The organism is Bacillus manliponensis (genome assembly GCF_000712595.1).
Taxonomy (GTDB): Bacteria; Bacillota; Bacilli; order Bacillales; family Bacillaceae_G; genus Bacillus_A; species Bacillus_A manliponensis.
Genome location: NZ_JOTN01000011.1, coordinates 1 through 23,194, shown reverse-complemented (window position 1 = coordinate 23,194; position 23,194 = coordinate 1). Strand labels below are relative to the sequence as shown.

General features: G+C 35.7%; 27 protein-coding genes. 24 read left to right on the top strand and 3 right to left on the bottom strand.

Annotated features, from left to right (window positions below):
- The 5 genes from BAMA_RS13635 (at window position 1) to BAMA_RS13615 (ending at window position 6,015) form a co-directional block, all read left to right on the top strand.
- Window positions 1-1,398, top strand: coding sequence for an FAD-binding oxidoreductase (locus BAMA_RS13635; RefSeq protein ID WP_034639921.1), 1,398 nt, complete (start codon window positions 1-3; stop codon window positions 1,396-1,398).
- The gene (locus BAMA_RS13630; RefSeq protein WP_034639920.1) at window positions 1,376-2,347 is read left to right on the top strand and encodes a bile acid:sodium symporter family protein; all 972 of its coding nucleotides are present in this window, start codon (window positions 1,376-1,378) and stop codon (window positions 2,345-2,347) included. The genes BAMA_RS13635 and BAMA_RS13630 overlap by 23 nt, the downstream gene beginning before the upstream one ends.
- 112 nt (window positions 2,348-2,459) lie before the next feature.
- Window positions 2,460-2,927, top strand: coding sequence for an NUDIX hydrolase (locus BAMA_RS13625; RefSeq protein ID WP_034639919.1), 468 nt, complete (start codon window positions 2,460-2,462; stop codon window positions 2,925-2,927).
- Between the two features lie 650 nt (window positions 2,928-3,577).
- Window positions 3,578-5,476 carry an endonuclease MutS2 gene (locus BAMA_RS13620; protein WP_034639918.1) on the top strand — a complete coding sequence of 633 codons (1,899 nt, stop codon included), beginning with the start codon at window positions 3,578-3,580 and terminating at the stop codon, window positions 5,474-5,476.
- 11 nt (window positions 5,477-5,487) lie between these two features.
- Window positions 5,488-6,015: a GNAT family N-acetyltransferase gene (locus BAMA_RS13615; RefSeq protein ID WP_034639917.1), complete on the top strand. Its 528-nt coding sequence runs from the start codon at window positions 5,488-5,490 to the stop codon at window positions 6,013-6,015.
- Window positions 6,016-6,053: 38 nt separating this feature from the next.
- Here BAMA_RS13615 and BAMA_RS13610 read toward each other — a convergent pair whose 3' ends face one another.
- The gene (locus tag BAMA_RS13610) at window positions 6,054-7,382 is read right to left on the bottom strand and encodes an ArsB/NhaD family transporter (RefSeq protein ID WP_415782908.1); all 1,329 of its coding nucleotides are present in this window, start codon (window positions 7,380-7,382) and stop codon (window positions 6,054-6,056) included.
- Between the two features lie 264 nt (window positions 7,383-7,646).
- On the opposite strand from BAMA_RS13610, the gene BAMA_RS13605 reads away from it, so the two are divergent.
- The 6 genes from BAMA_RS13605 to BAMA_RS13580 all read left to right on the top strand — a co-directional run bounded on the left by BAMA_RS13605 (window position 7,647) and on the right by BAMA_RS13580 (window position 11,601).
- Entirely contained in the window at window positions 7,647-7,997 is a 351-nt protein-coding gene (locus BAMA_RS13605; RefSeq protein WP_034639916.1) for a YojF family protein, read from the top strand.
- A gap of 15 nt (window positions 7,998-8,012) precedes the next feature.
- Window positions 8,013-8,675: a bacillithiol biosynthesis deacetylase BshB2 gene (bshB2, locus tag BAMA_RS13600; RefSeq protein ID WP_034639915.1), complete on the top strand. Its 663-nt coding sequence runs from the start codon at window positions 8,013-8,015 to the stop codon at window positions 8,673-8,675.
- Between the two features lie 105 nt (window positions 8,676-8,780).
- On the top strand, window positions 8,781-9,029 hold the full coding sequence (locus BAMA_RS13595; protein ID WP_034639914.1) for a hypothetical protein: 249 nt from the start codon (window positions 8,781-8,783) through the stop codon (window positions 9,027-9,029).
- Between the two features lie 136 nt (window positions 9,030-9,165).
- On the top strand, window positions 9,166-9,732 hold the full coding sequence (locus BAMA_RS13590; RefSeq protein ID WP_034639913.1) for a sigma-70 family RNA polymerase sigma factor: 567 nt from the start codon (window positions 9,166-9,168) through the stop codon (window positions 9,730-9,732).
- Window positions 9,729-10,823 carry a DUF4179 domain-containing protein gene (locus BAMA_RS13585; RefSeq protein ID WP_034639912.1) on the top strand — a complete coding sequence of 365 codons (1,095 nt, stop codon included), beginning with the start codon at window positions 9,729-9,731 and terminating at the stop codon, window positions 10,821-10,823. Before BAMA_RS13590 ends, BAMA_RS13585 begins: the two co-directional genes overlap by 4 nt.
- 169 nt (window positions 10,824-10,992) lie before the next feature.
- Window positions 10,993-11,601, top strand: coding sequence for a DedA family protein (locus tag BAMA_RS13580; protein WP_034639911.1), 609 nt, complete (start codon window positions 10,993-10,995; stop codon window positions 11,599-11,601).
- A 190-nt stretch (window positions 11,602-11,791) separates the two neighbouring features.
- Here BAMA_RS13580 and BAMA_RS13575 read toward each other — a convergent pair whose 3' ends face one another.
- Complete coding sequence (locus BAMA_RS13575) at window positions 11,792-12,352, bottom strand: class I SAM-dependent methyltransferase (RefSeq protein WP_034639910.1); 561 nt, start codon at window positions 12,350-12,352, stop codon at window positions 11,792-11,794.
- A gap of 215 nt (window positions 12,353-12,567) precedes the next feature.
- Here BAMA_RS13575 and BAMA_RS13570 point away from each other — a divergent pair, with 215 nt between their 5' ends.
- From BAMA_RS13570 to BAMA_RS13520, 13 genes are all read left to right on the top strand, one after another.
- Window positions 12,568-13,611, top strand: coding sequence for a flavin-containing monooxygenase (locus BAMA_RS13570; RefSeq protein ID WP_034640098.1), 1,044 nt, complete (start codon window positions 12,568-12,570; stop codon window positions 13,609-13,611).
- Between the two features lie 69 nt (window positions 13,612-13,680).
- Complete coding sequence (locus BAMA_RS13565) at window positions 13,681-14,304, top strand: histidine phosphatase family protein (RefSeq protein ID WP_034639909.1); 624 nt, start codon at window positions 13,681-13,683, stop codon at window positions 14,302-14,304.
- A 52-nt stretch (window positions 14,305-14,356) separates the two neighbouring features.
- Window positions 14,357-15,751 (top strand): HD domain-containing protein, encoded by a 1,395-nt coding sequence (locus BAMA_RS13560; RefSeq protein ID WP_034639908.1) that lies wholly within the window; start codon window positions 14,357-14,359, stop codon window positions 15,749-15,751.
- Between the two features lies 1 nt (window position 15,752).
- A complete protein-coding gene (locus BAMA_RS13555; protein WP_034639907.1) occupies window positions 15,753-16,631 on the top strand; it encodes an SMP-30/gluconolactonase/LRE family protein in 879 nt (292 codons plus the stop codon).
- 18 nt (window positions 16,632-16,649) lie between these two features.
- The gene (locus tag BAMA_RS13550; RefSeq protein WP_034639906.1) at window positions 16,650-16,886 is read left to right on the top strand and encodes a DUF3977 family protein; all 237 of its coding nucleotides are present in this window, start codon (window positions 16,650-16,652) and stop codon (window positions 16,884-16,886) included.
- Window positions 16,887-16,923: 37 nt separating this feature from the next.
- Window positions 16,924-17,628: an SDR family NAD(P)-dependent oxidoreductase gene (locus tag BAMA_RS13545; RefSeq protein ID WP_034639905.1), complete on the top strand. Its 705-nt coding sequence runs from the start codon at window positions 16,924-16,926 to the stop codon at window positions 17,626-17,628.
- A 54-nt stretch (window positions 17,629-17,682) separates the two neighbouring features.
- On the top strand, window positions 17,683-17,889 hold the full coding sequence (locus BAMA_RS24750) for a hypothetical protein (protein WP_051758951.1): 207 nt from the start codon (window positions 17,683-17,685) through the stop codon (window positions 17,887-17,889).
- A 147-nt stretch (window positions 17,890-18,036) separates the two neighbouring features.
- On the top strand, window positions 18,037-18,312 hold the full coding sequence (locus BAMA_RS23520) for a hypothetical protein (RefSeq protein WP_162176065.1): 276 nt from the start codon (window positions 18,037-18,039) through the stop codon (window positions 18,310-18,312).
- A gap of 33 nt (window positions 18,313-18,345) precedes the next feature.
- On the top strand, window positions 18,346-19,095 hold the full coding sequence (locus BAMA_RS13535) for a Nif3-like dinuclear metal center hexameric protein (protein WP_034639904.1): 750 nt from the start codon (window positions 18,346-18,348) through the stop codon (window positions 19,093-19,095).
- Window positions 19,096-19,119: 24 nt separating this feature from the next.
- Entirely contained in the window at window positions 19,120-19,944 is an 825-nt protein-coding gene (locus tag BAMA_RS13530) for an MBL fold metallo-hydrolase (RefSeq protein WP_034639903.1), read from the top strand.
- A 111-nt stretch (window positions 19,945-20,055) separates the two neighbouring features.
- Window positions 20,056-20,832 (top strand): Cof-type HAD-IIB family hydrolase, encoded by a 777-nt coding sequence (locus BAMA_RS13525; RefSeq protein ID WP_034639902.1) that lies wholly within the window; start codon window positions 20,056-20,058, stop codon window positions 20,830-20,832.
- A gap of 20 nt (window positions 20,833-20,852) precedes the next feature.
- A complete protein-coding gene (locus BAMA_RS25540) occupies window positions 20,853-21,134 on the top strand; it encodes a hypothetical protein (protein WP_338022296.1) in 282 nt (93 codons plus the stop codon).
- 3 nt (window positions 21,135-21,137) lie between these two features.
- Window positions 21,138-21,866, top strand: a complete 729-nt coding sequence (locus BAMA_RS13520; RefSeq protein ID WP_338022299.1) for an aminoglycoside phosphotransferase family protein — start codon at window positions 21,138-21,140, stop codon at window positions 21,864-21,866.
- Between the two features lie 411 nt (window positions 21,867-22,277).
- Here BAMA_RS13520 and BAMA_RS13515 read toward each other — a convergent pair whose 3' ends face one another.
- Window positions 22,278-23,039: a glycosyltransferase family 2 protein gene (locus BAMA_RS13515; protein WP_034639901.1), complete on the bottom strand. Its 762-nt coding sequence runs from the start codon at window positions 23,037-23,039 to the stop codon at window positions 22,278-22,280.
- Window positions 23,040-23,194 lie beyond the last annotated feature (155 nt).

The window sequence follows — 23,194 nt, the reverse complement described above, 5'->3', positions numbered from 1 at the left end:
ATGAGTAGCTGGTTAACAGATTTACGAAATATACTTTCTGAAGAGCAAGTTGTTATCAATGAAACGGTAAGGGAGTTACATAGCCGTGATGAGTCATATCATAGAAGTTGTTTACCGGATGTGGTTCTATTTCCGAGGACGACAGAAGATGTGAGTAATATTATGAAAATCGCAAATCAATATGAAATATCGGTTGTCCCATTTGGAGTCGGTTCAAGTTTAGAAGGACATGTGATTCCGTATGAAAATGGGATAACAATTGATTTTTCACTTATGAACAAAGTGTTAGAGGTAAGAGAAAAAGATTTTCTTGTAAAAGTTCAGCCGGGTGTAACACGTTTACAGTTAAATAAGGAATTGAAAAAATATGGATTATTTTTTTCAGTTGATCCAGGAGCAGATGCGACGCTTGGAGGGATGGCAGCAACAAATGCGAGCGGAACAACGTCTGTCAAATATGGCGTTATGCGCGATCAAGTGCGTGACTTAGAAGTAGTATTATCAGATGGTCGTATCATTCATACTGGTAATTTAGCTGCAAAATCATCATCAGGTTACCATTTAAATGGTTTATTTGTAGGATCAGAAGGTACGCTCGGTTGTTTTACTGAACTTACGTTAAAAGTATACGGTATACCGGAACATGTAGCGGCTGGACGTGCATCGTTTCCGTCAGTTAATGATGCGGTAGAGGCAGTCATTCATATTTTACAAGCTGGTATTCCGATTGCAAGGATAGAACTTGTGGATCAGCTTTCTATGAAACAAGTAAACCTGTATAGTGAAACAAATTATCGCGAAGAACCAACTCTATTTTTAGAGTTTCATGGCAATGAAGCAGGGTTACAAGAAGATATCGCATTTACAAAAGATATTGTTCAAAATTATGGCTGTAACAATATTGAATTTGAAACGAGCACAGCAGCAAGAAATAAACTATGGGAAGCGCGTCATCATTTAGCATATGCTTATGTCCATAAACATCCAGGGAAAAAGTTAATGAGCATGGATGTTTGTTTACCAATTTCACACTTAGCTGGCGCGATTGATTATGCAAGAGAAGTTATTGAGTCAGCTCGTGTAGAAGCGGGGATTGTAGGTCACGTTGGTGATGGGAATTTTCATGTGTTATTGATGGTTGATCCGCTTAATAAAGAAGAAATAGACACGATGGAAACAATTAATGAAAAAATTGTCATGTATGCATTAGAAAGAGGGGGAACGTGTACAGGGGAACATGGGGTAGGAATTGGAAAACGAAAATATCAAGAGCGAGAGCATGGATCAGCACTTCTTGTGATGAAGCAATTAAAGCATATGCTTGATCCGAAAAACATTTTAAATCCAGGTAAGATTTTTGAAGGGGAGAAAGCACATGAAAACGTTACAAGCAATTAGTGATATAGCAGGAAAGTATTTTGCAATTTGGGTTGTTTGTATCGCTGTGATTGCATTTATGATGCCTGCACCGTTTCTCGTTTTTAGTGGGCATATAACAATTTTACTTGGTATCGTAATGTTTGGAATGGGGCTTACGCTAAAAGGTGTTGATTTCAAAATTGTTGTATCAAAACCATTGCCAGTCATTATCGGAGTATGTGCACAATTTGTCATTATGCCACTTGTTGCGTTTGCTATTGCCCATTTGTTGAATTTACCGCCTGAATTAGCAGCAGGATTAGTGTTATTAGGATCAGTGCCAGGTGGGACATCATCAAACGTAATTGTGTATTTAGCAAAAGGGAATGTACCATTATCTATTGCGATGACATCATTATCTACGTTGCTAGCACCTATCGTTACACCGGCGATTTTATTACTATTAGCAGGACAATGGATGCCGGTGGATGCAAAGGCGATGTTTCTTTCTATTGTACAAGTTATTATTGTACCAATTGTGTTAGGTGCTGTAGTAAGAAAGATTTTCCCGCATGCTGTTCGTCAAAGTGTAACAGTGGTGCCACTTATATCAGTTGTAGCAATTATTATTATCGTTTCTGGAATTATTGCAGCAAATGTAAATCACATTGCTGCTTCTGGTTTACTCGTTTTAGGAGCCGTGATGCTTCATAATGCCTTTGGCTTTTTACTTGGGTATGGAACGGCCTTTTTCTTAAAGCTTGATGAAAGTGCAAGGCGAGCAATTTCCATTGAAGTAGGTATGCAAAATTCAGGGTTAGGTGTAGCATTGGCGACAGCTCACTTTGGACCATTAGCAGTGCTACCAAATGTTATTGCAGCTGTTTGGCATAACATTGCAGGACCGATTTTAGCTACATTTTGGTCGAAAAAGCCGGTAGGAGATGAAGAGTTAGTTATAGGAAAGGGAATAAGTCGTTCGTATTGAACGACTTATTTTTACGATGGTAGTCACTTTAGATATATATTTTCTTATTAATGTTTTATAGTAGTATATGCTGTAAAGTTTGTTACATAAAATTATAGAGGTGAGGGAGAAGATGGACGCAACATTTCATGTAGATGGTGCAGTATTTAATTATAGGGTCGCAGGGGTTTTAATAGAAAACGATCATGTACTTATACATAAGCAAGTAAATGATAAGTATTGGGCGCTTCCTGGTGGACGAGTAGAAGTATTAGAGGATTCGCACACGAGTATACAAAGAGAAATGAAAGAAGAGTTAGGGGTATCAGTAAAAGTAAATCGCTTACTTTGGATTACTGAAAACTTTTTCGAATACAACGATAAAAATTTTCATGAGATAGGTCTATATTATCTTATCTCCTCAAATGAGGACGTAGATTATGTTAGCAACAGTGATTTTTATGGAAGCGAAGGAGAAAGGTTGATTTACAGATGGGTACCTATAAAGGAACTCGCGGGTATACCACTTCGACCTGAGTTTTTAAAAGCCGGATTAAATGATATGCCTATTGGTCCACAACATCTCATTGTTGGGAAGTAGTGTATTAAGTTGTAAAAGAACAGGAACCTTTACATCGCATGAAGCGTATAGTATGATAGTGGTAATCAATTAGATTTCAATGAAAAAAATATAAATTACGAGAGGTGCTTTTTGTGAGTGCGGTAAGTTCTAAATAGGAAACAATTGAATGAAATGAAGATTTTGATGATAAGGGATTTTTATACACCTGTATACCCTTTATTTCGTCATGGATTCATTTCGATACCTATGAAGATACCTACCATACTTTATAAAAATGTGCGACAATGAAGTAACGGGATAACTACGTATGTTTATACTAGTTTATTTTGTTATACATTGCTTACACATCTCTTGTAAATGTAAGGAAAGCTGCGGTATCTCCGCAGCTTTTTTCTGTTTGTTTTAATTCCATATGAGTAACCGTAAAAGTTTAAATAAGTGTTATGGTCCTGGTTTGTTTTGTTTCACAAAAATAGGAGAAGTCTATAAAGTGAAACTTCACTCAGTGGGGGTTTTCTTTATCCTCCACTGATTGTCAGCCTGTTAATGCGGGATAAACCAGTGCTTGAGGGGAAAGTCTCGGTTTTCATATTTGGAAAACATCATTGAAATCTAATGAAAAGGTATCTTCATAATGATAGAAAAATCATAATGAGGAGCAGGAAAAAATGAACATAAGTACATTTGAAAAATTACAATACAATGAATTAAAAGAAATGGTGAAGTCATATTGTGTCAGTGGTTTAGGAAAACAATTATTAAACAAATTACAGCCAAGTTCTAATATGAAGGTTGTACAAACTCGTTTACATGAAACAACAGAAGCAAGAAAAGTTTTAGATACGGAAAGTCATGTGCCGTTTTTAGGTATTTCTAATATTGAAAGTATCGTTCAAAAATTAGAGAAAGGAATGATTTTAGAGCCAGATGAGTTACTTTCTGTTTCAGATTTTTTACGAGGATGCCGAAAAATTAAAAAGTTTATGTTAGATAAAGAGTTTTTTGCGCCGGTTTTAAGTTCATATGCGTACTCGATGTCAGAATTTCGAGAGGTTGAAGAGGAAATTAACTTCTCTATTAAAGGTGGTAGAGTAGATTCAGCTGCAAGCCGAGAGTTAAAGCGAATTCGTAGTGCGATAGAAACAGCAGAAGAAAAAATTAAAGAGCGTTTAATGAAGTTTTTAAATAGTGGAACGAACAAAAAATATATTCAAGATTCGTTTATTAGTAAGAAGGACGATCGTTATACAATTCCCATTAAAGCTTCTTATAAAAATCAAGTTGCAGGAACGATTGTGGAAGTGTCTGCAAAAGGATCGACTGTTTTCATTGAGCCAAGTACGGTTGCGAAGTTAAATGCAGAGTTAGCTGTTTTAAAAGCAGAAGAGGCGATGGAAGAATATCAAATATTGGCGACGCTAACAGGAAGTGTGTTAGAAAATATAAGCGAAATCAACATTAATATTGAACTCATTAGTCAGTATGATATGGTGTTTGCAAAAGCAAAATTTAGTAAATCAATTGATGGTATTGAGCCGAAATTAAATGATTACGGGTATATGAAGTTAATCGCTTGTAAGCATCCGTTATTACAAGGAGATGTAGTACCGTTACATTTTGAAATTGGTGACGATTACCGTAGTTTAATTATTACAGGGCCAAACGCTGGTGGAAAAACAATCGTCTTAAAAACAATAGGCCTTGCTACGTTAGCGACGATGTCAGGATTCCATATTGCCGCTGAGAAAGAAACAGAAATCGCCATCTTTGAAAACGTGTTTGTTGATATAGGAGATAACCAAAGTATTGAAAATGCATTAAGTACATTTTCTTCTCATATGAAAAATATTTCCGATATTATGAGAGTAGCAAATAAAAGTACACTTTTATTATTTGACGAAATTGGTAGCGGAACAGAGCCAAACGAAGGAGCGGCGCTTGCGATTTCTATATTAGAAGAATTTTACCTTACAGGTTGTATAACAGTTGCGACAACGCATTATGGTGAAATTAAACGTTTCTCAGAAATGCACCCACATTTTATGAATGCAGCGATGCAATTTCATCAAGAAACGCTAGAGCCAATGTATAAGCTTCTCATCGGAAAGTCAGGAGATAGTAATGCGCTTTGGATTTCTCGAAAGATGAATGTACGAGAAAGTGTATTAGAGCGTGCAAAGGGTTATATGGAAAATAAAGAGTATCGATTTGACCTTGTTGATGAAAATAAAGTGAAGAAGCTGAAAGTTGAAAAAGAAGTAATAGAAGATCGATATGAGTATAAAAAAGGAGATCGCGTTCAATTACTTGATTATGATGAATACGGTATCGTATACGAAGAGGAGGATACATTTTATAATATTACCGTATATTACAATGGCGAATTTATAAAAGTAAATCGAAAGCGAATGGTTCTTGAATTTTCAGCAATGGAATTGTATCCAGAAGGATATGATTTGGATACGTTGTTCACTTCGTATAAAGAGCGTAAATTACAGCATGATATTGAACGTGGTTCGAAAAAAGTACTTCGCCAAATACAAAAAGAGATGCGAAAGAAGAAGTAGGAGACAATGATATGAGTATAAAGATTCGACAAGAAGAAAGAGAAGATTATGAGCAAACAGAAGAAGTAGTAAAAGAAGCGTTTTTGCACGCACCATTTAGCGATGGGAAAGAACATGAGCTTGTGAGTCGTTTACGAAAAAGTGAAGCGTTTATTCCAGCGTTATCATTAGTTGCAGTAGAAGAAGACATTATCGGACACATTTTATTATCGGAAGTTAAGATTATAAATGAAGATACATCTACAGTATCATTAGCACTTGCCCCAGTTTCGGTGAAAGAGGGATATCAAGGAAAAGGAATTGGGAAACAGCTTATTATAGAAGCGTTAAAAAGAGCAAAAGAGCTTGGGTATGAGTCAGTTATCGTATTAGGACATGAGAACTATTATCCGAAGTTTGGATTTAAACGTGCATCTTTATGGGGGATACGAGCGCCATTTGAGGTTCCAGACGAAGCGTTTATGGCGTTGCAATTACAAGAAGGAGCACTTCAAAATGTAAGCGGCGTTGTACAATATTCAAAAGCATTTTTTGAATAAAATAGAAAGGTTGCAGCGTGAAAAGCTGCAACCTTTTTTTACATTAAATATCTAATATAGATATATGCGTGTGATAATAATAATGCAAGAATTGTAAGCGGGAAACCAATTTTTAAGAAAGTAAAGTATGAAAATTCGTATCCTTCGCGTCTTGCCATTCCTGCGACAACAACGTTTGCAGAAGCACCGATAAGTGTACCGTTTCCACCTAGACAAGCGCCAAGTGCCAATGACCACCATAGTACTTCAATTTGCGGGGAATCGGCTGAAAGGCCAAGTCCTGTCGCTAAATCATTAATAAGTGGAATCATCGTTGCGACAAATGGAATGTTATCAATTGTTGCCGAGGCAATCCCTGATACCCATAAAATTAAAATTGCCGCAAAGCTAATGTCCCCGTTTGTTACTTCTAATACACCGTTTGCTAATGATGAAATGAGCCCAATGTCTTGGAGACCACCAACGAGAACGAATAAGCCTGCAAAGAAGAAAATTGTTACCCATTCTACGTGGGCAAATACATCTTCTAGTTCGTGCTGTTTTACACCAATTAACATGAGTAGTGTTGCACCAGTCATCGCAACAACAGCTGCATCAACATGAATAACAGAATGAAGAATAAATCCTAAAATGGTACCAGCTAAAACAGATAATGATTTGATAAGTAATTTACGGTCCCGAATGTACTCTTTTTCATCTAATGCCATTAACGTAGCGATTTGTTTTTCTGTCGTTGTGAAATGGTTTCGGTATATAAAATAAATAATGCCAAGTGTCACAACAGAAATAATAATAACGATTGGTGCTAAGTTAAATAAAAATGCATTAAACGTTAAATGTGGGTTTGCCGAGCCAATCATAATGTTCGGCGGGTCACCAACAAGTGTTGCTGTACCTCCAATGTTCGCAAACAAAATTTCCGACATGAAAAACGGAATAGGAGATATGTGTAAAATACGTGTAATTGACAATGTAACAGGGACAATTAATAATACGGTTGTTACATTATCTAAAAAGGCAGAGCCGACCGCGCATAGGAGGGATAAAAACATTAAAATTCGAATCGGTTTTCCACCAGCTGCTTTCGCAGTTTTAATAGCTACATACTCAAACACACCAGATTTACTTGTAATATGGACGAGAATCATCATCCCGATTAAAAGTGTAATCGTTTCCCATTGAATGTGCGATGTGAAAGCAGTACGTAATTCTACAACGCCAATAATAATCATAATTGCAGCGCCAAGCAATGCAACGATAGCACGGTTTATTTTCTCAGAGATAATAAAGCCATATGCTATTAAAAATGTTGCAATCGCAAAGTAATATTGCCAGTTTGCTATTTCTTGTGTTGAATGATCCAACATGTTCACCTTCTTTGAAATGTTATACACATTAGTGTGTATTTAGTATGAAAAAAACATGTCCCTCTGCGCAAAGTTTATTGTAACAAATTTAAATCGAGAAAGAAAAGAAAATATAATTGGATTCACATTTTATAATTTCACATACCATAATAAAAAATAAAAATAAAAGAGCAAAAAAATAGGAAAAGTATTCATAGTCCTCTATTATAAAGATAGCAATTTGTAATCTTTTTGCGTAAACTGGTTTAAAAGAGGTGAAATCCGATGGAAATAATCAAAAATACAAATATCATTCAAGATATAATTAATGAATTTGCAAATGAAGATATATACCTTCATTTAGAAACAACAAACGGTGCATATGCATCTCATGTAAATGAAAAAGTAATGACTGTCGGAGCGTTTATTCGTAACACGGTTATTCGCTTTGAACGTGGTAAAATTACTGGAACGAATCCATACCGCATCGGTTTAAAGATGGAGCACGGATGGGTATATGCGGAAGGAATTACACACTGGGAAAAAGATGAACATAACCGTCTATTACTAGCAGGACATGATGATAAAGGGCGCCTAGCAGTAGCACTACAATTAAGTATGACACCATTTGCATAAGAAGGAGGGATCATTATGGAGAAACATGTACTTGTTATATTTCCGCATCCAGATGATGAATCGTTTGCGGCAGGAGGGACAATTCGTTTATTCAGAAACGAAGGAGTACCTGTGACATATGCTTGCGGAACACTTGGACAGATGGGCCGTAATATGGGGAAAAATGTATTCGCTAATCGTGAAACAATCCCAAGCATTCGTGAAAAAGAATTGAAAGATGCATGCAAAGTAATGGGAGTTGATGATTTACGTCTACTTGGTTTCCACGATAAAACGCTAGAATTTGAGGATGTGGACTTTGTTGCAGATAAAATCGAGGCCGTTATTCGTGATGTGCATCCGTCGCTCATTATTACGTTTTATCCAGAACATGGAGTTCACCCAGATCATGATGCATTTGGGCGTGCAACTGTTCGCGCGGTATCTCGTATGCCAAAGGAAAATCGTCCAGTGATTCATGCTGTTGCAATCACGAAAAATCGTGAAGAAGTTTTAGGTAAACCAGATATTGTACGAGATGTAAGTGAAGTATTTGAACAAAAATTAAATGCATTACGTGCACATCGTTCCCAAACAGGGGCGATGCTAGAAGAGATGGAAGCGAAGTTGAAAAACAATGACCAATCAACGGTGAACTGGCTTCAAAAAGAAATATTTTGGACTTATAAGTGGGATTAAAACGATAAACCTATTCGAAAATGCGAATAGGTTTATTTTTGTGAAGGATATTTGAAAGGATTTGTGAAATGGTATAATATAACCTTTTTGAGAAAGGGGAAGAGAATGAATTATCTCGGATATATCATTCAGTTTGTGATGAGTCTATGTGGTTTTTTCATCTTTTTATTTTTTAGTGGCACAGCTAGTCAAGGTGTTATTCAATATAAAGAAAATCCAACGGTGGTCGATTATATATTACATGCGTTTGAAGTGTCATCTTATCCATATATTGCATGTGTGTTTCTACTATGGATGATTGCTGTAATTGTTATTTTTTTTGCGAAGAAGCAGAGAGAAGAGGAGGTTTCATGATGGAACCTTCTTTTGTTATGTTTAAATTATTCCATTAAATTATATCAAAAAAATAATATAAAATATGAGAGAAAATCTTGTCCCATACGTTGTATAAAGTGTAAAAGCTTTTACAAAAACAAAAGGAGCCTTGTGTATGAAAGCAAATGAGAAAAATTTTATAAAGCGATTGCAGCGGCAAAAAGAAGACGCATTAAACTTTGTTGTTGATACGTATTTACCGTTAGTAAAGGGGATTACATATAAAATTCTTGCCCCGCTTGGAAACGATGGTGTGATAGACGAGTGCATGAACGATATTTTTCTAGCAGTTTGGGAGCATGCCAACAAGTTTGATGGTGATGCTGCAGATTTTAAAAAATGGATTACAAAAATTGCAAAGTTTAAAGCGATTGATTATTACAGAAAAGTAACGAAACAAGTAGAGGTTACAGCTGATTATGTTGATGTTGAGGGAAAGAACTCAGTAGAAGATGAACTGATTTTAATGGAAAATAGGTCGGAACTAATTCAGTTAATAAATGAATTAGAGTTTGTGGATCGTGAAATTTTCATTATGAAATACTTGCTTGGTACCAAAACAGAAGAGATAGCAAAGAAATTTAGTCTAACAACATCGGCAGTCGACAACCGTGTTTATAGAGGGAAGAAAAAGCTTTATAAAAAAGGAATGCACTTGAAGGTAGGAGGTAGCGCAATATGAAAGATGTATATGAGTTATTACATGAAGTTGATATAGATGAAAGTGAAATGATAGAGATGGAAGTAAGTGATTTTGAAAAAGAAAAAGTAAAAAAATATGTAAAACAATCGATGAAAAAGAAAAAAGCGGGATGGAAAACGAGAGTTGTGGCGGCGTCGATTATTGTAACGATATCAGCTACAACATTTAGTGTGGCTTTTCCAACTTACGCGGGTAGCTTACCAATTATAGGTGATGTATTTAAATTTTTAGCAGGTGATAAGCTAGGACTTTATACAAATTATAAAGAACTCTCAAAAGAAATGAATATGACAGAAGAAAGTAATGGCATAAGGATAACCGTGAATGATGTCGTGTTTGACGGAAGGACAATGACGATGACGTATTCGATGACGAGTGAACGGGATTTAGGAGATGACCCGGCCTTATTTGAGTGGGTAGACATTCAAGATTCAGAAGGGATGACCGGAAGTTCTAAAGTGTCAAAAGTAGATGGAAATAATTATGTAGGAATCGTAACAGCTTCTCATGATAACGCTGAAGAAAAAGATGTTGCAAATGTAAAGTGGGATATAGAAAAAATAGAACTTCTAGATAAAAAGGAAAAAATTGAAGGTAACTGGAATTTCGCTTTCTCTGTGAAAGCAACTGAAAATAAAAAGCAACTAGTAAATAAAAGCATGGAGCAAGATGGCGTCAAAGTTAATATTGAAAAATTATCATTCACGCCAATGTCGTTTGTCATTTACTACAGCCAAGAGATTGATGAAAAAGTAAGAAAAGACTGGGATGCCGTTGATGTACAACTAAAAATAAAAGATGATTTAGGGAATGAGTATGTAGGTGAAGGGAATGGAGGAAGTGGTAAAGATTCTTACAATATTAACTGGAGTGATACGTTTCAAAAGTTAAATCCGAATGCGAAGAAACTAATTGTTACACCTCATATCACGCTTAGAACACATAATGCAAGTAATCATGGTGGAGTGGAATTTGTTGATGGGAAAGAAAAGAAAATTAAAGTGCCGAAAACATCACGTCCAAGTGAAGAATTTGTGATGGGGGATATTGTAATCGAGTTAGAGAAATAATGTGATTGACAGAGACCTTCTTTATTTTTTGGAGGTCTCATATTTGTTACTTATAAAATTGTATATAAACTTTAAAAAAAATTAAGAATTTCACTTCTAGTTTCTTAAGGTATTTTATTTAAGATTACTTACATAAATTATAAAAATTAGGAAACTAGGAGCGGGTATCATGGAAATAAATCAATTATTAGAGTGGATTTCTGATTATGGACATGCAGCGATGTTTTTCTCATTGTGGCTCGGTATTATAGGGGTTCCGATTCCAGGTGAAGTGATCGTTATGACTGGAGGGATGGCAACTTCTTTTGGAGGGCTACAAGTTGTATCAATGTTTTTATCAACATATCTTGGTGTCGTATCAGGACTATCAATTGGCTATGTAATTGGTTATAAATTCAGTACTCCGGTTTTAGAACGATTATCTAAAAAGAAAAAAATGAAATTGTATATAGAGAAATCGAATTACATGATTGAAAAGTATGGTAGCTATGCTCTTGTTATAAGTTATTTTTTACCGATTGTGAGACATGTTATGCCATATTTGGTTGGTGTGAATCGAATGAACTTTTTTAAATATGCATCGATTGCTTATACAACTGGATTCTTTTGGACACTGCTATACTTTACGGTAGGTTACTATTTTGGAGAACATACGAGGGAGATTGGGGCAGTTATATACGAGTATGCATTGTATGTGATCGTCGGAATGGGGAGTATAATAATTTGTACGAAATTTTTCCGAAGCAAACCAATAAAGCAGTATGCAACATCTAAATAGATGAAAGAGAAAAGTATGCACAGAGTAAACCTAGTGCATACTTTTTGTTTATCCTTTTATTTGCGGACTGTAAAACTCCCACCCAAAAACTTGGGAAGTTTAAGTGGGAGATAAACGGCCTATAAAAGCCCGACTCTTTGGGCTAATAATTAGTGGAGGATGAAGAACCTTTACTAATTAAAGCATCACTTTATATATTTTTACATGTAAAAATGTAAGCAGGTGGTACATTCCAATATACTTTCTTATTTTCAATTTGGTTGAAAAAAACTTTGAAAAATGGCTGTTTCACTTTTGAATATTGAAATGTAATGAACGTACCATTTGTCCCTAAAAGCTGAGCCGTTTTCTTTAAAATAAGCTGTGACATAGAGGGGGGTAAACTTGTGAACGGAAGACCAGATACGACGTAATCGATCTGCGTAATTGAAAATTGTTTCATATATTTTTCTATATGTTCCGCTGAACCATGAACGATGTAAATGTTATTTAAATGTCCGTATTTGCGACATAGTATTTCATGAAATTTTTTGTTTCTCTCAATTATGAGTAAAGCGGTATGGGGCTGTCTATTTTTAATAAGCTGTTCTGTTAACACACCAGTACCTGCCCCATATTCAACAATACATGTGTTGTTCTGAAACGAAATAATGTCCATTATTTGTTTTACTAATTTTTTAGAACTTGGCATAATTGCACCAACAGCACGAGGGTGCTTTATATATTCTTTTATAAAATGAAGTGCATTCATATTTTTCGCTCCTTATTATCATTTATAAAGTTTACGTACATAGGGGAGATTTTAAAAAATAGTAGGAGAAGTATTTAAAAAATCTTAAGTGGTGATAAAGCAATCAAAGAAGCTTTGACTTGTTAAGTGGGAAGAGATAAACTGAAGTTAATACATGAATATATGAACAGATATTCATGTTATAGTTGGATAAAAAATTAAGGGGTGAAGATATTATACTAGATACAATCGTAATTGGTGCAGGACAAGCTGGACTTGCTATTGGATATTATTTACAGAAGGGAAAACGTGATTTTGTAATTGTAGATGGAGAGAAAAGAATAGGAGATTCGTGGAGAAATAGGTACGATTCGTTACGATTATTTACACCAAATTCATACAGTTCATTGCCAGGAATGCAAATGGAAGGGAATCAAGAGACTTTTCCAAAAAAAGATGAGGTTGCTGATTATTTAGAGGTATACGCATCCTTTTTTCAGTTACCGGTACAACTTCGTACAGTAGTTTCAAAGGTTCAAAAAGTAGACGGTATATTTACAGTACATACGGGAAAGGAAGTGTTATCTGCTCGTAATGTAATCATTGCAACAGGCGCATTTCAGAAACCGTTCATCCCAGCGTTCTCTCAGTGCCCTTTATCGTCTGTGTTTCAACTACACTCTTCGCAGTACAAGTCACCAAGTCAAATTCCAGATGGACCGGTTCTTGTTGTTGGGGGAGGGAATTCTGGTGCGCAAATCGCCGTAGAACTTGCTGGAACCCGGGATGTAACAATGGCAGTTAGCCATCCGCTTACATTTTTACCACTCCGTGTAATGGGGAAGAGTATATTTTTTTGGTTGGAGAAACTAGGTCTGCTATATGCAGGAAAGGATACGTGGCGCGGTGCCTTGTTTCAAAAGAAAAAAGATCCGATTTTTGGTTTTGAATGTAGAGAGTACATTAGAGAAGGGAAAATAGCTGTAAAGCCCAAGGTAATGATGGTAGAAGGGAATACAGTTACATTTTCAGATGATAGTACATGTACTGTACAAAATATAATATGGTCAACGGGTTTTACAGGAATTTATAAATGGATTGATATAGAAGGAGCATTAAACGAGAGTGGACTACCGATCCATAAAAGAGGAGTTAGTCTGGTTCAAGGTTTGTATTATATTGGATTGCCATGGCAATATCAAAGAGGTTCTGCTCTTATTTGTGGAGTGGAGCGCGATGCACATTTTCTGTATTCGATAATGGAAAAGGAATATCGATAATTATCTGATTAATATGAATTATGTTATAATGGTTAGATGGATATTTTGAAATAGTAGGAGATGATGTACATGCTGAAACTATATATAACAAGACATGGTGAAACAGAGTGGAATGTTCAAAAGAGAATGCAAGGTTGGCAAGATTCAAGTTTAACAGAGAAGGGAAAGGAAAACGCCACTCGCTTAGGAAAATCATTACAGAATATAAAGTTTGACGCCGTGTATGCAAGTACAAGCCCAAGAGCAGTTGATACAGCTAAATTAATAACTGGTGAGCAAAACGTCACAATTGTTACTAACGATCAGTTACGGGAAATTCATATGGGAGAATGGGAAGGGAAAACACACGAAGAAATTAAGCAAATGTATCCGGAGCAACATCATCATTTTTGGGGTGATACGGAGCGGTATGAACCGATTGGCGGAGAAACATTTGATGAGCTGATGCAGCGTGTTATTTCGATGTTCAATATGATTGTATCAAAGCATGAATCTGGAAATGTTCTTATTGTAACACATACTGTTTTTCTAAAAGGGCTCCTACTTCTTGTGAAAGGGAAGGCAATTACAAATATGTGGGATCCACCATTTTTGCACGGAACTAGCTTGACAGTTTTAGAGGTAGACGGTGATCAGTATCATATTCACTTAGAAGGCGATACTTCACATTTTTCGGAAGAAGCAAATGTGTAAAAACTGTAAAAACGAATAATAGTACGTTATTAGATTGACAGGAGGTGAAAATATGAAAGAGATATTGTTAAAAAAGGCAGCTTATTTACATGAGAATGAACAAAATCAGTTGCTTAAAGCGATGGGCGTTGCTGAGAAAGTTCACGAAGGACAGTTTCGTGTGTCAGGGGAACCGTTTATTATGCATCCATTTGCTGTTACAGAAATCTTGCTAGATAGTAGAGCGGATGCAACAACAGCAATCGCGGCACTGTTACATGATGTCGTCGAAGATACTGCACATACAATTGAAGAGATAGAAAGGGAGTTTGGTAAGAAAGTAGCCGCTATTGTTGATGGATTAACAAAAGTAGATAAGAAGCAGATTTCAAATAAAGAGGAATATGAAGCGGTTAATGTAAAGAAACTATTACTTGCGACGCAAACAGATATACGGGTAGCTGTTATAAAAGTAATTGATCGCCTTCATAATATGAGGACATTGCACGTAAAGGTAATTGAAAAGCAAGTGCCATACGCCAATGAAACGGTAAAGATTTTTTCACCCCTTTGTAAAATATTAGGACTCATACATATTCAAAAAGAATTAGAAGAACTAGCCTTTTTATATTTACACAATCCAAAATATTATTTAATGCAGCAGCTTATAAAAAAATATACAGAGCAATTAGAAGATGTAACAAAAGCTATATTAAAAGATATAAGCAACAGGAAAGAACATACCTCCGCATTTGAAGTGAATTATGAAATAAGTCCTATTTACACAGCTTACTCCTCACTACAAGACATTCAACATATGACAGAAGTAGCAAATATATATATCACGACTACGAGTGAACTAGATTGTTATAAAATGTTAGGGATCATTCATCGATTATACGAGCCAATTTCACATCAATTTATCGATTATATTGCGACTGAACATGATGTGTTTCATCGTTATTTGCAAACGAAAGTGAGAATATATGATGATGAAATTACGGTTCGTATACAAACGCAAACAGATCAAAATAGGCGAGAAAAAGGAATCTTTTTCTTTCTGGAACAAGGTGTAACAGATGATGAAATGAAAGAGCTTGTCTCTCGTGTAATCGGTCAATCGATTAGCGCAAATGAAATGATTACAGAAGATGCACGCCAATTTTATGACTTCGTTTCTTTTGAACTATTTCAAGAAACAATTGTTACATTTACACCAAAATTAAAATGCATTCGTTTACCAAAAGGAGCTACCGTTATTGATTTCGCTTACGCATTTGACCCGGCTATTGCAGCGTATATGTCAGGTGTGAAGGTTAATGGAGTAAAGAAATCTATTACAGAAACTGTTACACACTTAGATGTAATTGAGATTTTAGTCACGACTCATACATGTCAAGTGTGCGAGGATTGGCTTAATTTTGTGATGACTGCGAAAGCGCGGATGGAGATTGAGAGGGGGCTTTGAATTGCTATATAAAGCTGAACTAGTAATTGATGCTAGGGCTACTTTAGGTGAAGGACCTTGTTGGGATGCTGAGAACAGGCTGCTGTACTGGGTTGATATTTTAGAGAAAAAGATTCATATTTATAATCCAATTACGAGAGAAAATCGAGACATGTTCATTGGACAAATGGTAGGGGCGATTGTTCCGAGGAAATCTGGAGGATTAGTAGCTGCTCTAGAGAACGGTTTTTACTATGTGAATCCTTGCATAAAGACAATCGATTTTATTTATAACCCAGAAAGTCATTTACAGGAGAATCGATTTAATGATGGGAAATGTGATCCAGTAGGTCGATTTTGGGCTGGAACGACAGACTCAGTAGGTGTTGATGGAAAAGGTGCGTTGTATTGCTTACATACCGACTTAAGTGTAAGTAAACAGTTAGAGAAGGTCAGTACGTCAAATGGCTTAGCCTGGTCACCTAACGGTAAGTATATGTACTTTATTGATACGCCAACAAGAAAAGTTGTTTGCTTTCAATATGACATGTATACAGGACATATTAAAAATCCTAAAGACATAATTGAAATTCCCGAAGATGAAGGGCTTCCTGATGGTATGACAATTGATGAAGAAGGAATGTTATGGATTGCTCACTGGGGAGGTGGGAAAATTACACGTTGGAATCCGATGAGTGGTGAACAATTGCATACAGTACGTATACCAGCATTATATGTAACATCTTGTACGTTCGGCGGAGAAAACTTAAACGAACTATATGTAACAACAGCAAGAACAAGAATGACAGAAACAGATTTAGAAGTTTATCCGTATGCCGGGGGAGTATTTAAAATCAAAACAAATGTGAGAGGCTGTGTTATTCATCCTTTTAATAATTAGAGGAGTGTGTTTTTCTACGTGAAATACATCGAATTTGGCATAGGAAACAGATGGCTTGTAAGAACAGAAACGGAATTTGCAGATGGAACGGAAACAGAGCAAAGAGGAATTGTAAGGCCGATTCACTTTCAGTCGCTATACATTCGTATTTGGGTAAAGAAAACGTGTTTTATTTGGGATACAAGGCAAGGGTTTCAGAAAGTGAGAAAAGGTCGAAATGAGTTTAAGGTGATTTTAGGGATTGTAAGTAAGTAGAGGTGATTTTGTTTTTGTCCTGTTAGGAGGGATTTTTATGAACATTGTTGTTACAGGAGGTAACCGAGGATTAGGATATGAACTTACTGCAATCTTGCATGAAAATGGTCATACAGTATTTCCGGTAGTTAGAAAGCAAGAAGTTGTAAATGAATTAATTCAAAAATTTCCTAATCGGTGCCATCCTATTATTGCTGATTTGAACTTTGATACAAGTATAAGTTTGATTCAATCTGAGATTAGAAAGTATGTAGATACAATAGATATTGTAATAAATAATGCTGGTATACCAGGAGAAGAAACAAAGTTACTTCATATTACATCAGATGAATTGTTATCTCTATTTAATGTTCATTGTTTAGGAGTAGTACGAGTTGTGAAAGGTACTTTTCCGTTTTTATTGAAATCTACTTCTCCAAAAGTTATGAATATATCTTCTCGGTTAGGTTCTTTATCAAAAATGGCTTCGGGAGAATTTCAGCATGGGAGGTTTTCCTATTCATACCGCATCGCAAAAGCTGCACAAAATATGTTAACTCTTTGTATGGAGATGGAATTTAGAGAACATGAAATTGAAGTTATTGCAATTCATCCAGGGAAATTAAAAACGGAGATTGGTGCAGAGGATGCTAACTTAAGTCCACGTCAAGGTGCAGAAAATATATATCATTGGATTGTAAGTGCAAGTAAAGGTGAATCAGGTAGATTCATTGAACCAAGTGTAGGAGAACTGAATTGGTAATAGAGTCGTGAAATAAGCCATGTGTATAAGAAGATATAAAAGAGGAGGGCCATTATGGTTAAAAAAACGATAATTTGCTTTCTAGTCCTTTTCACCGCAGTTGGTTGTACAAATAACACTCCGAATAATGAAAGTAAACAAGTAACAAAAACTGAAAATGATGTGCAATCATCAAAAGATTGGCAAGAAAGTGCGATGTTTGAATCCGGTAGCTATCAAATGATTGGAGAAGAAGGAAGATTAGGTTTTATCCCGCATTAACGGGCTGTAAGACTCCCACCTCAAAACTTAGAGGATTCAGAGAAGTTTAGGTGGGAGATTAACAGTCCGTAAAAGCCCGATTGGTTCAACTAACACTCAATGGGGCCCCACTGAGTGAAGTTTCACTTTATTTATGGTGGGGAGGCGGTGCGCTTTTACACTGACAAGCCTAATAAATATATGTGGCACTTTTGGGGAAGTGATGAAGAGCTAGAAGGAGAATTAAAGATTGTTGGTATTCATGAGGATGGAAAAGAGCGAGTTACTGTATTAGAAGGGGAGACATTAGGTGGGGCGAATAATGGGGCAGATCGACATATTCCATCTATAATGTCATTCCCTAAAAATGGACTGTGGAAATTGGAAGCGTATATTGGTGGGAAGTTATTTGGAAGTGTGTTTGTGAAAGTGCACGAGGAGTAAAGGAACAGGCTTATTTATAACAGGGGGAATACGATGAACATAAAACAATTTCAGAAATATATCGAAACATTATTTGGTCAACATCTACATAAATATGGTGATGATGAATATGGTTTCACAAATACAAGTAAAGAAGAGTTTCAAAAAATAGGCTATGCAACAAATTTAACGGTAGAAACGATTGAAGAAGCAAGGAAACATGATATAGAGATGATCATTACACATCATGCAGCGTGGAGTTTTATACATGGGATGGAAGAAGCGTGTATCCAAAAATTGAAAGAATATAACATAAATCATTTTTGGATTCATTTGCCTTTAGATTTTGTAAAGTTTGGCACATGTACATCATTATTTCAAGAAATCAATATGGATGAGATTGTTACATATTCCACATATGAAGAGGAAGAGTTGCCAGGTATCGGGGAGTATCATGAGCCAATTTCTTTCACCCAGCTTGTTAACCGAGTAGAAGAGGCGTTAGAAGAAAGTGTGAAGGCTTGGCGAAATAACGATAAAGAAGTGAAACGTATTGCAATTTTAACCGGTGCTGGTAATAATACAAACCTTATTAAATACGCATTAGAAAGCGGTTGTGACACATACATAACAGGAGAAAAGACATTATATACCGTTCAATATGCGAAGTTTGCAGGAGTAAATCTTATCGTTGGTAGTCATACATTCACAGAAATATTTGGAGTAGAAAGCTTTGCGAAACGTTTGAAGGAGATGGATGAAACATTACAAATTGTAAAGTTACAAGAAGAACATTTAGAATAACGATTTCATAGGGGGAGAAATAAAATGGAGAATTATGTTTGTGAAACATGTGGTGTACAATATGCGGCGAGCGAAGAAGTACCGGTGCGCTGCGTAATTTGTGATGAAGAGAGACAATATGTCAATCCAGCAGGTCAATCGTGGACAACTTTAGAGAAATTACAAAAGAGTGACACGTACAAAAATGAGATGATAGAGTTAGAAAACGGACTATATAGCATCACAACAAAACCGAAGTTTGCGATTGGACAAACAGCTCACTTTGTACAAACAGAATCATTTCGTATGTTATGGGATTGTATTTCATACGTAGATAAAGAAACATTTCAACAAATAGAAGAGTTAGGTGGACTAGATGCAATTGCTTTATCGCATCCACATTATTATTCGACGCAAGTGGTGTGGGCAGAGCATTTTGAAGTGCCTATTTACATACATGAAGATGACCGTACCTGGGTAACGCGTCCAAGTAAGCATATCGTATTTTGGTCCGGGGAATCGTTACAGCTTGCTGAAGGAATTACAATTCATCGGTTAGGTGGTCATTTTTCTGGTGGATCGGTTTTACATTGGGAACATGGAAACGATGGAAAAGGTGTGTTATTAACAGGAGATATTATTCAAGTTGTGGCAGATCAAAACTGGGTAAGTTTCATGTATAGCTACCCAAATCTAATTCCACTTCCGGCAAGTAAAGTAGAAGATATGGTGAAACGAGTAGAGAAACTTTCGTTTAATAGGCTTTATAATGCCTTTCAAGGGATTGTAAAAGAGGATGCAAATGAAGCGGTAGTTCGTTCAGCAAAGCGTTATATTGAGGCGCTAGAAGGTAAGCTATTCTACACGTAATGAAACATTGTTTTTTGTGAGCAGTTTGGAGTGGGAATTCTTTCAAACTGCTTCTTCTATTATTTGGATGAATGTAAGGGAGAAGTTTTCATAGTACTAGGGGGATTATATATGTACAAAGTTGTATTTTTTGATGTGGATGGTACGTTACTAAATGAAACTGATAGAAAGATGTTACCAAGTACGAAAGAAGCGATTGAGAAGTTGATACAAGCAGGAATAAAAGTTGTTATTGCAACAGGAAGACCGTATAGCCTGTGCGAAGAATTTAAAGATTTAGGGGTTGATACTTTCATTTCTGCGAATGGGGCACTTATTAAAAGTAATAATACAATTATACATAAATCAGTCATTTCAAAAGAGACTGTCCGAGATGTTTCGGCATTCGCCGAGCAAACAAGTCATAGTATTTCTTATTTTACAGAGTTATTTACAATGAACGGAGTGGCTTCAAATGATGAGCGAGTCTTAACAGCGTTAAAAGAGACTTTAGATTTGAAGCAATACCCTGAAAAGGTGAAATCTCTTTTAGAAGAAGTGTATTGTATATGCTTGTATGCCGATGAAAGTGAAGCAGAAAAGTTTATAGAAGGATTTCCACATCTTATGTTTGAACGTTTTCACGGTTATGTGATCAATGTACTTGAAGATGCAAAAGTTTCGAAACGAACTGCGATTGAAAAAGTATTGGCCTATTTTGGTATATGTAAGTCAGAAGCAGTTGCTTTTGGAGATGGATTCAATGATATTGAAATGTTAGAGCATGTAGGGTTAGGAATTGCGATGGAGAACGGTAACGAAAAATTAAAACAACAGGCTGACTTTGTTACAAAAAAGGCGAGTGAAGATGGGATAGCGTATGCTTTAAAGGAGTTTCAACTGATTTAAATTAAAAGGTAGATGAGAAGATGAATAGTATAAAAGAGAACTTGGAATTTGAGAGTTTGTGCCAAAAATCACTTCTTGGCGAGTTGTTGAATGTTCCCACACCTCTATCTGGTGGGCTTTTACATAGAATGTATGCTATTGAAACGACAAAAGGGAAATATACAATAAAACTATTAAATCCTCAAATCATGCTTAGATCAACAGCAAGACAAAACTATATTCATTCAGAGAAAATAGCCAGTTTTGTATCGAAAAAGATATCGGCTCTCCCAGCTAAAAATATTCATGGTAATGTATTGTAAAAGATAAACAATCAGTTTTATCTAGTATTCGATTGGATACAAGGCGAAAATCTGCAAAACAATGAAATAAATAATGTTCATTGTGAAAAAATAGGTGCAATTCTTGCAGAAATACATAAAATTGATTTTTCGGAATTAGGCATAATTAATGATGTGATTGATAACGGACAAACAACGACTTGGAATTATTATTTACAAAAAGGAAAAGAAGAACGTTCAGAATGGGTGAAGTTGCTTTTTAAAAACCTCGATAATCTTAATAATTGGAATTCAGCAGCGATTGTAGTATTAAAGCTGCTTTCAATAAATATGGTAATTAGCCATAGGGATTTGGATCCTAAAAATGTAATATGGATTCAGTATAAGCCCTTCCTTATTGACTGGGAATCAGCTGGTTATATAAATCCAATGCAAGATTTAATTGAAACGGCCATCTATTGGTCGAAGAATGACAACGGGAATGTCGATAAACAAAAGTTTTTTTCTTTTATAAATGGATATAAAAAGAACTATGGTGAACTACATGCAAACTGGGAAATGGTATTGATAAATGGCTTTTTAGGTAGATTAGGATGGCTCGAATATAATTTGAAACGTTCGTTATGGATTGAATCTACAGACGAGGAAGAGCAAAAGTTTGGGACTATACAAGTAATAGAAACTATAAATGAGATGAATCTATATGCGGATATAATTCCTAAATTGTTGGACTGGCTACATAACGAGTTATAGATTAAGTTATTTAATTAAAGAAAGATTGAAAAAGCTCAGAAATATACATTCTGAGCTTTTTTATATGTTATTGATTGTGCGAATCAACCTATGAATTCATATGTTAGTTTCCTTAAAATTCCTTCCTAATAACCGAACTAAAAAAGTTAAAAAGACAAAGAAAAAAAGAAGACCGAACTAGATTGTTTTTCTAGTTTGATCTTCCTTTTATCCCGCATTAACGGGCTGTAAGACTCCCACTTCAAAACTTAGAGGATTCAGAGAAGTTTAGGTGGGAGATTAACAGTCCGTAAAAGCCCAATTGGTCGGGCTGACACTCAGTGGGGGATGAAGACCCCCCACTGAGTGAAGTTTCACTTTATCTTGTTCCACTAGTTCATTTGATGGTGATTTGTTTAGGAGTCTTCACAGTTATCTTTCTTGGTTATCATAATATGTTTTATCTGCGTATTTTTTGTCATTTCCTTTTAGATAGGCTAATACTAATTTTGGATTTTTAAGTAAAGCCCAGTCTCCATATTTATCAAATCTTCTGCATGAAGTTATCATTCCATTTTTAATTGTACCGAATTTCTTATTATTTTGCTTTCCCCATTCTTTTAACCGTTTAGCGAAATCTGCATCCTCTGCCATAAGCATGTTTTCATTAAAGCCGTTGATTGCCATAAAGTCTTTTCTATAGCACCAAAAAATCCCTACAGATATAGCACCATACTTAAAAAGTAAGGGGATTATTATTAACAGTGCGGAAACGAATATTCCTAAAGATATTCTTTCAAACTTTCCGGTTACCCCGCCACCAATGTATTTACCTGAAGCTAAATATTCATCTACATTAGACAACATAGACTCTGTCATTTGGGTATCAGCGTCTATAGTAATGATTATTTCTCCGCTAGCTATTTTGGCCCCTGCATTTCGGATTTTGGATAAGTTTTTATCGTTATTTTTTAATGTAATACAGTTATACGACTCTGCTATTTCTTCTGTTTTATCTGTGCAACGATTTAACACAACGATGACTTCAGTTTGATCTCTATATGTCTCTGATGCCTTTGCAATTGAATCTAAACATTTTCTAATGTACTTCTCCTCATTGTGTGCAGGGATTATAATAGAAAACTTCACATCTTTTTTTAAATAGACTCCTGAAGATTCGTTTGTTTCAGTCATAATATTCCCCCGTTTTTCCAAAATAAATATCTACTATATATAACATATATTAACACTGTAAACGTCAAGTAACTCCAAAATGTACAATTTTTTCTTTGATCGATGTCTTTTCTTGAACTACCCACCACTTAACACCCTTACGGACTGTTTGAAGT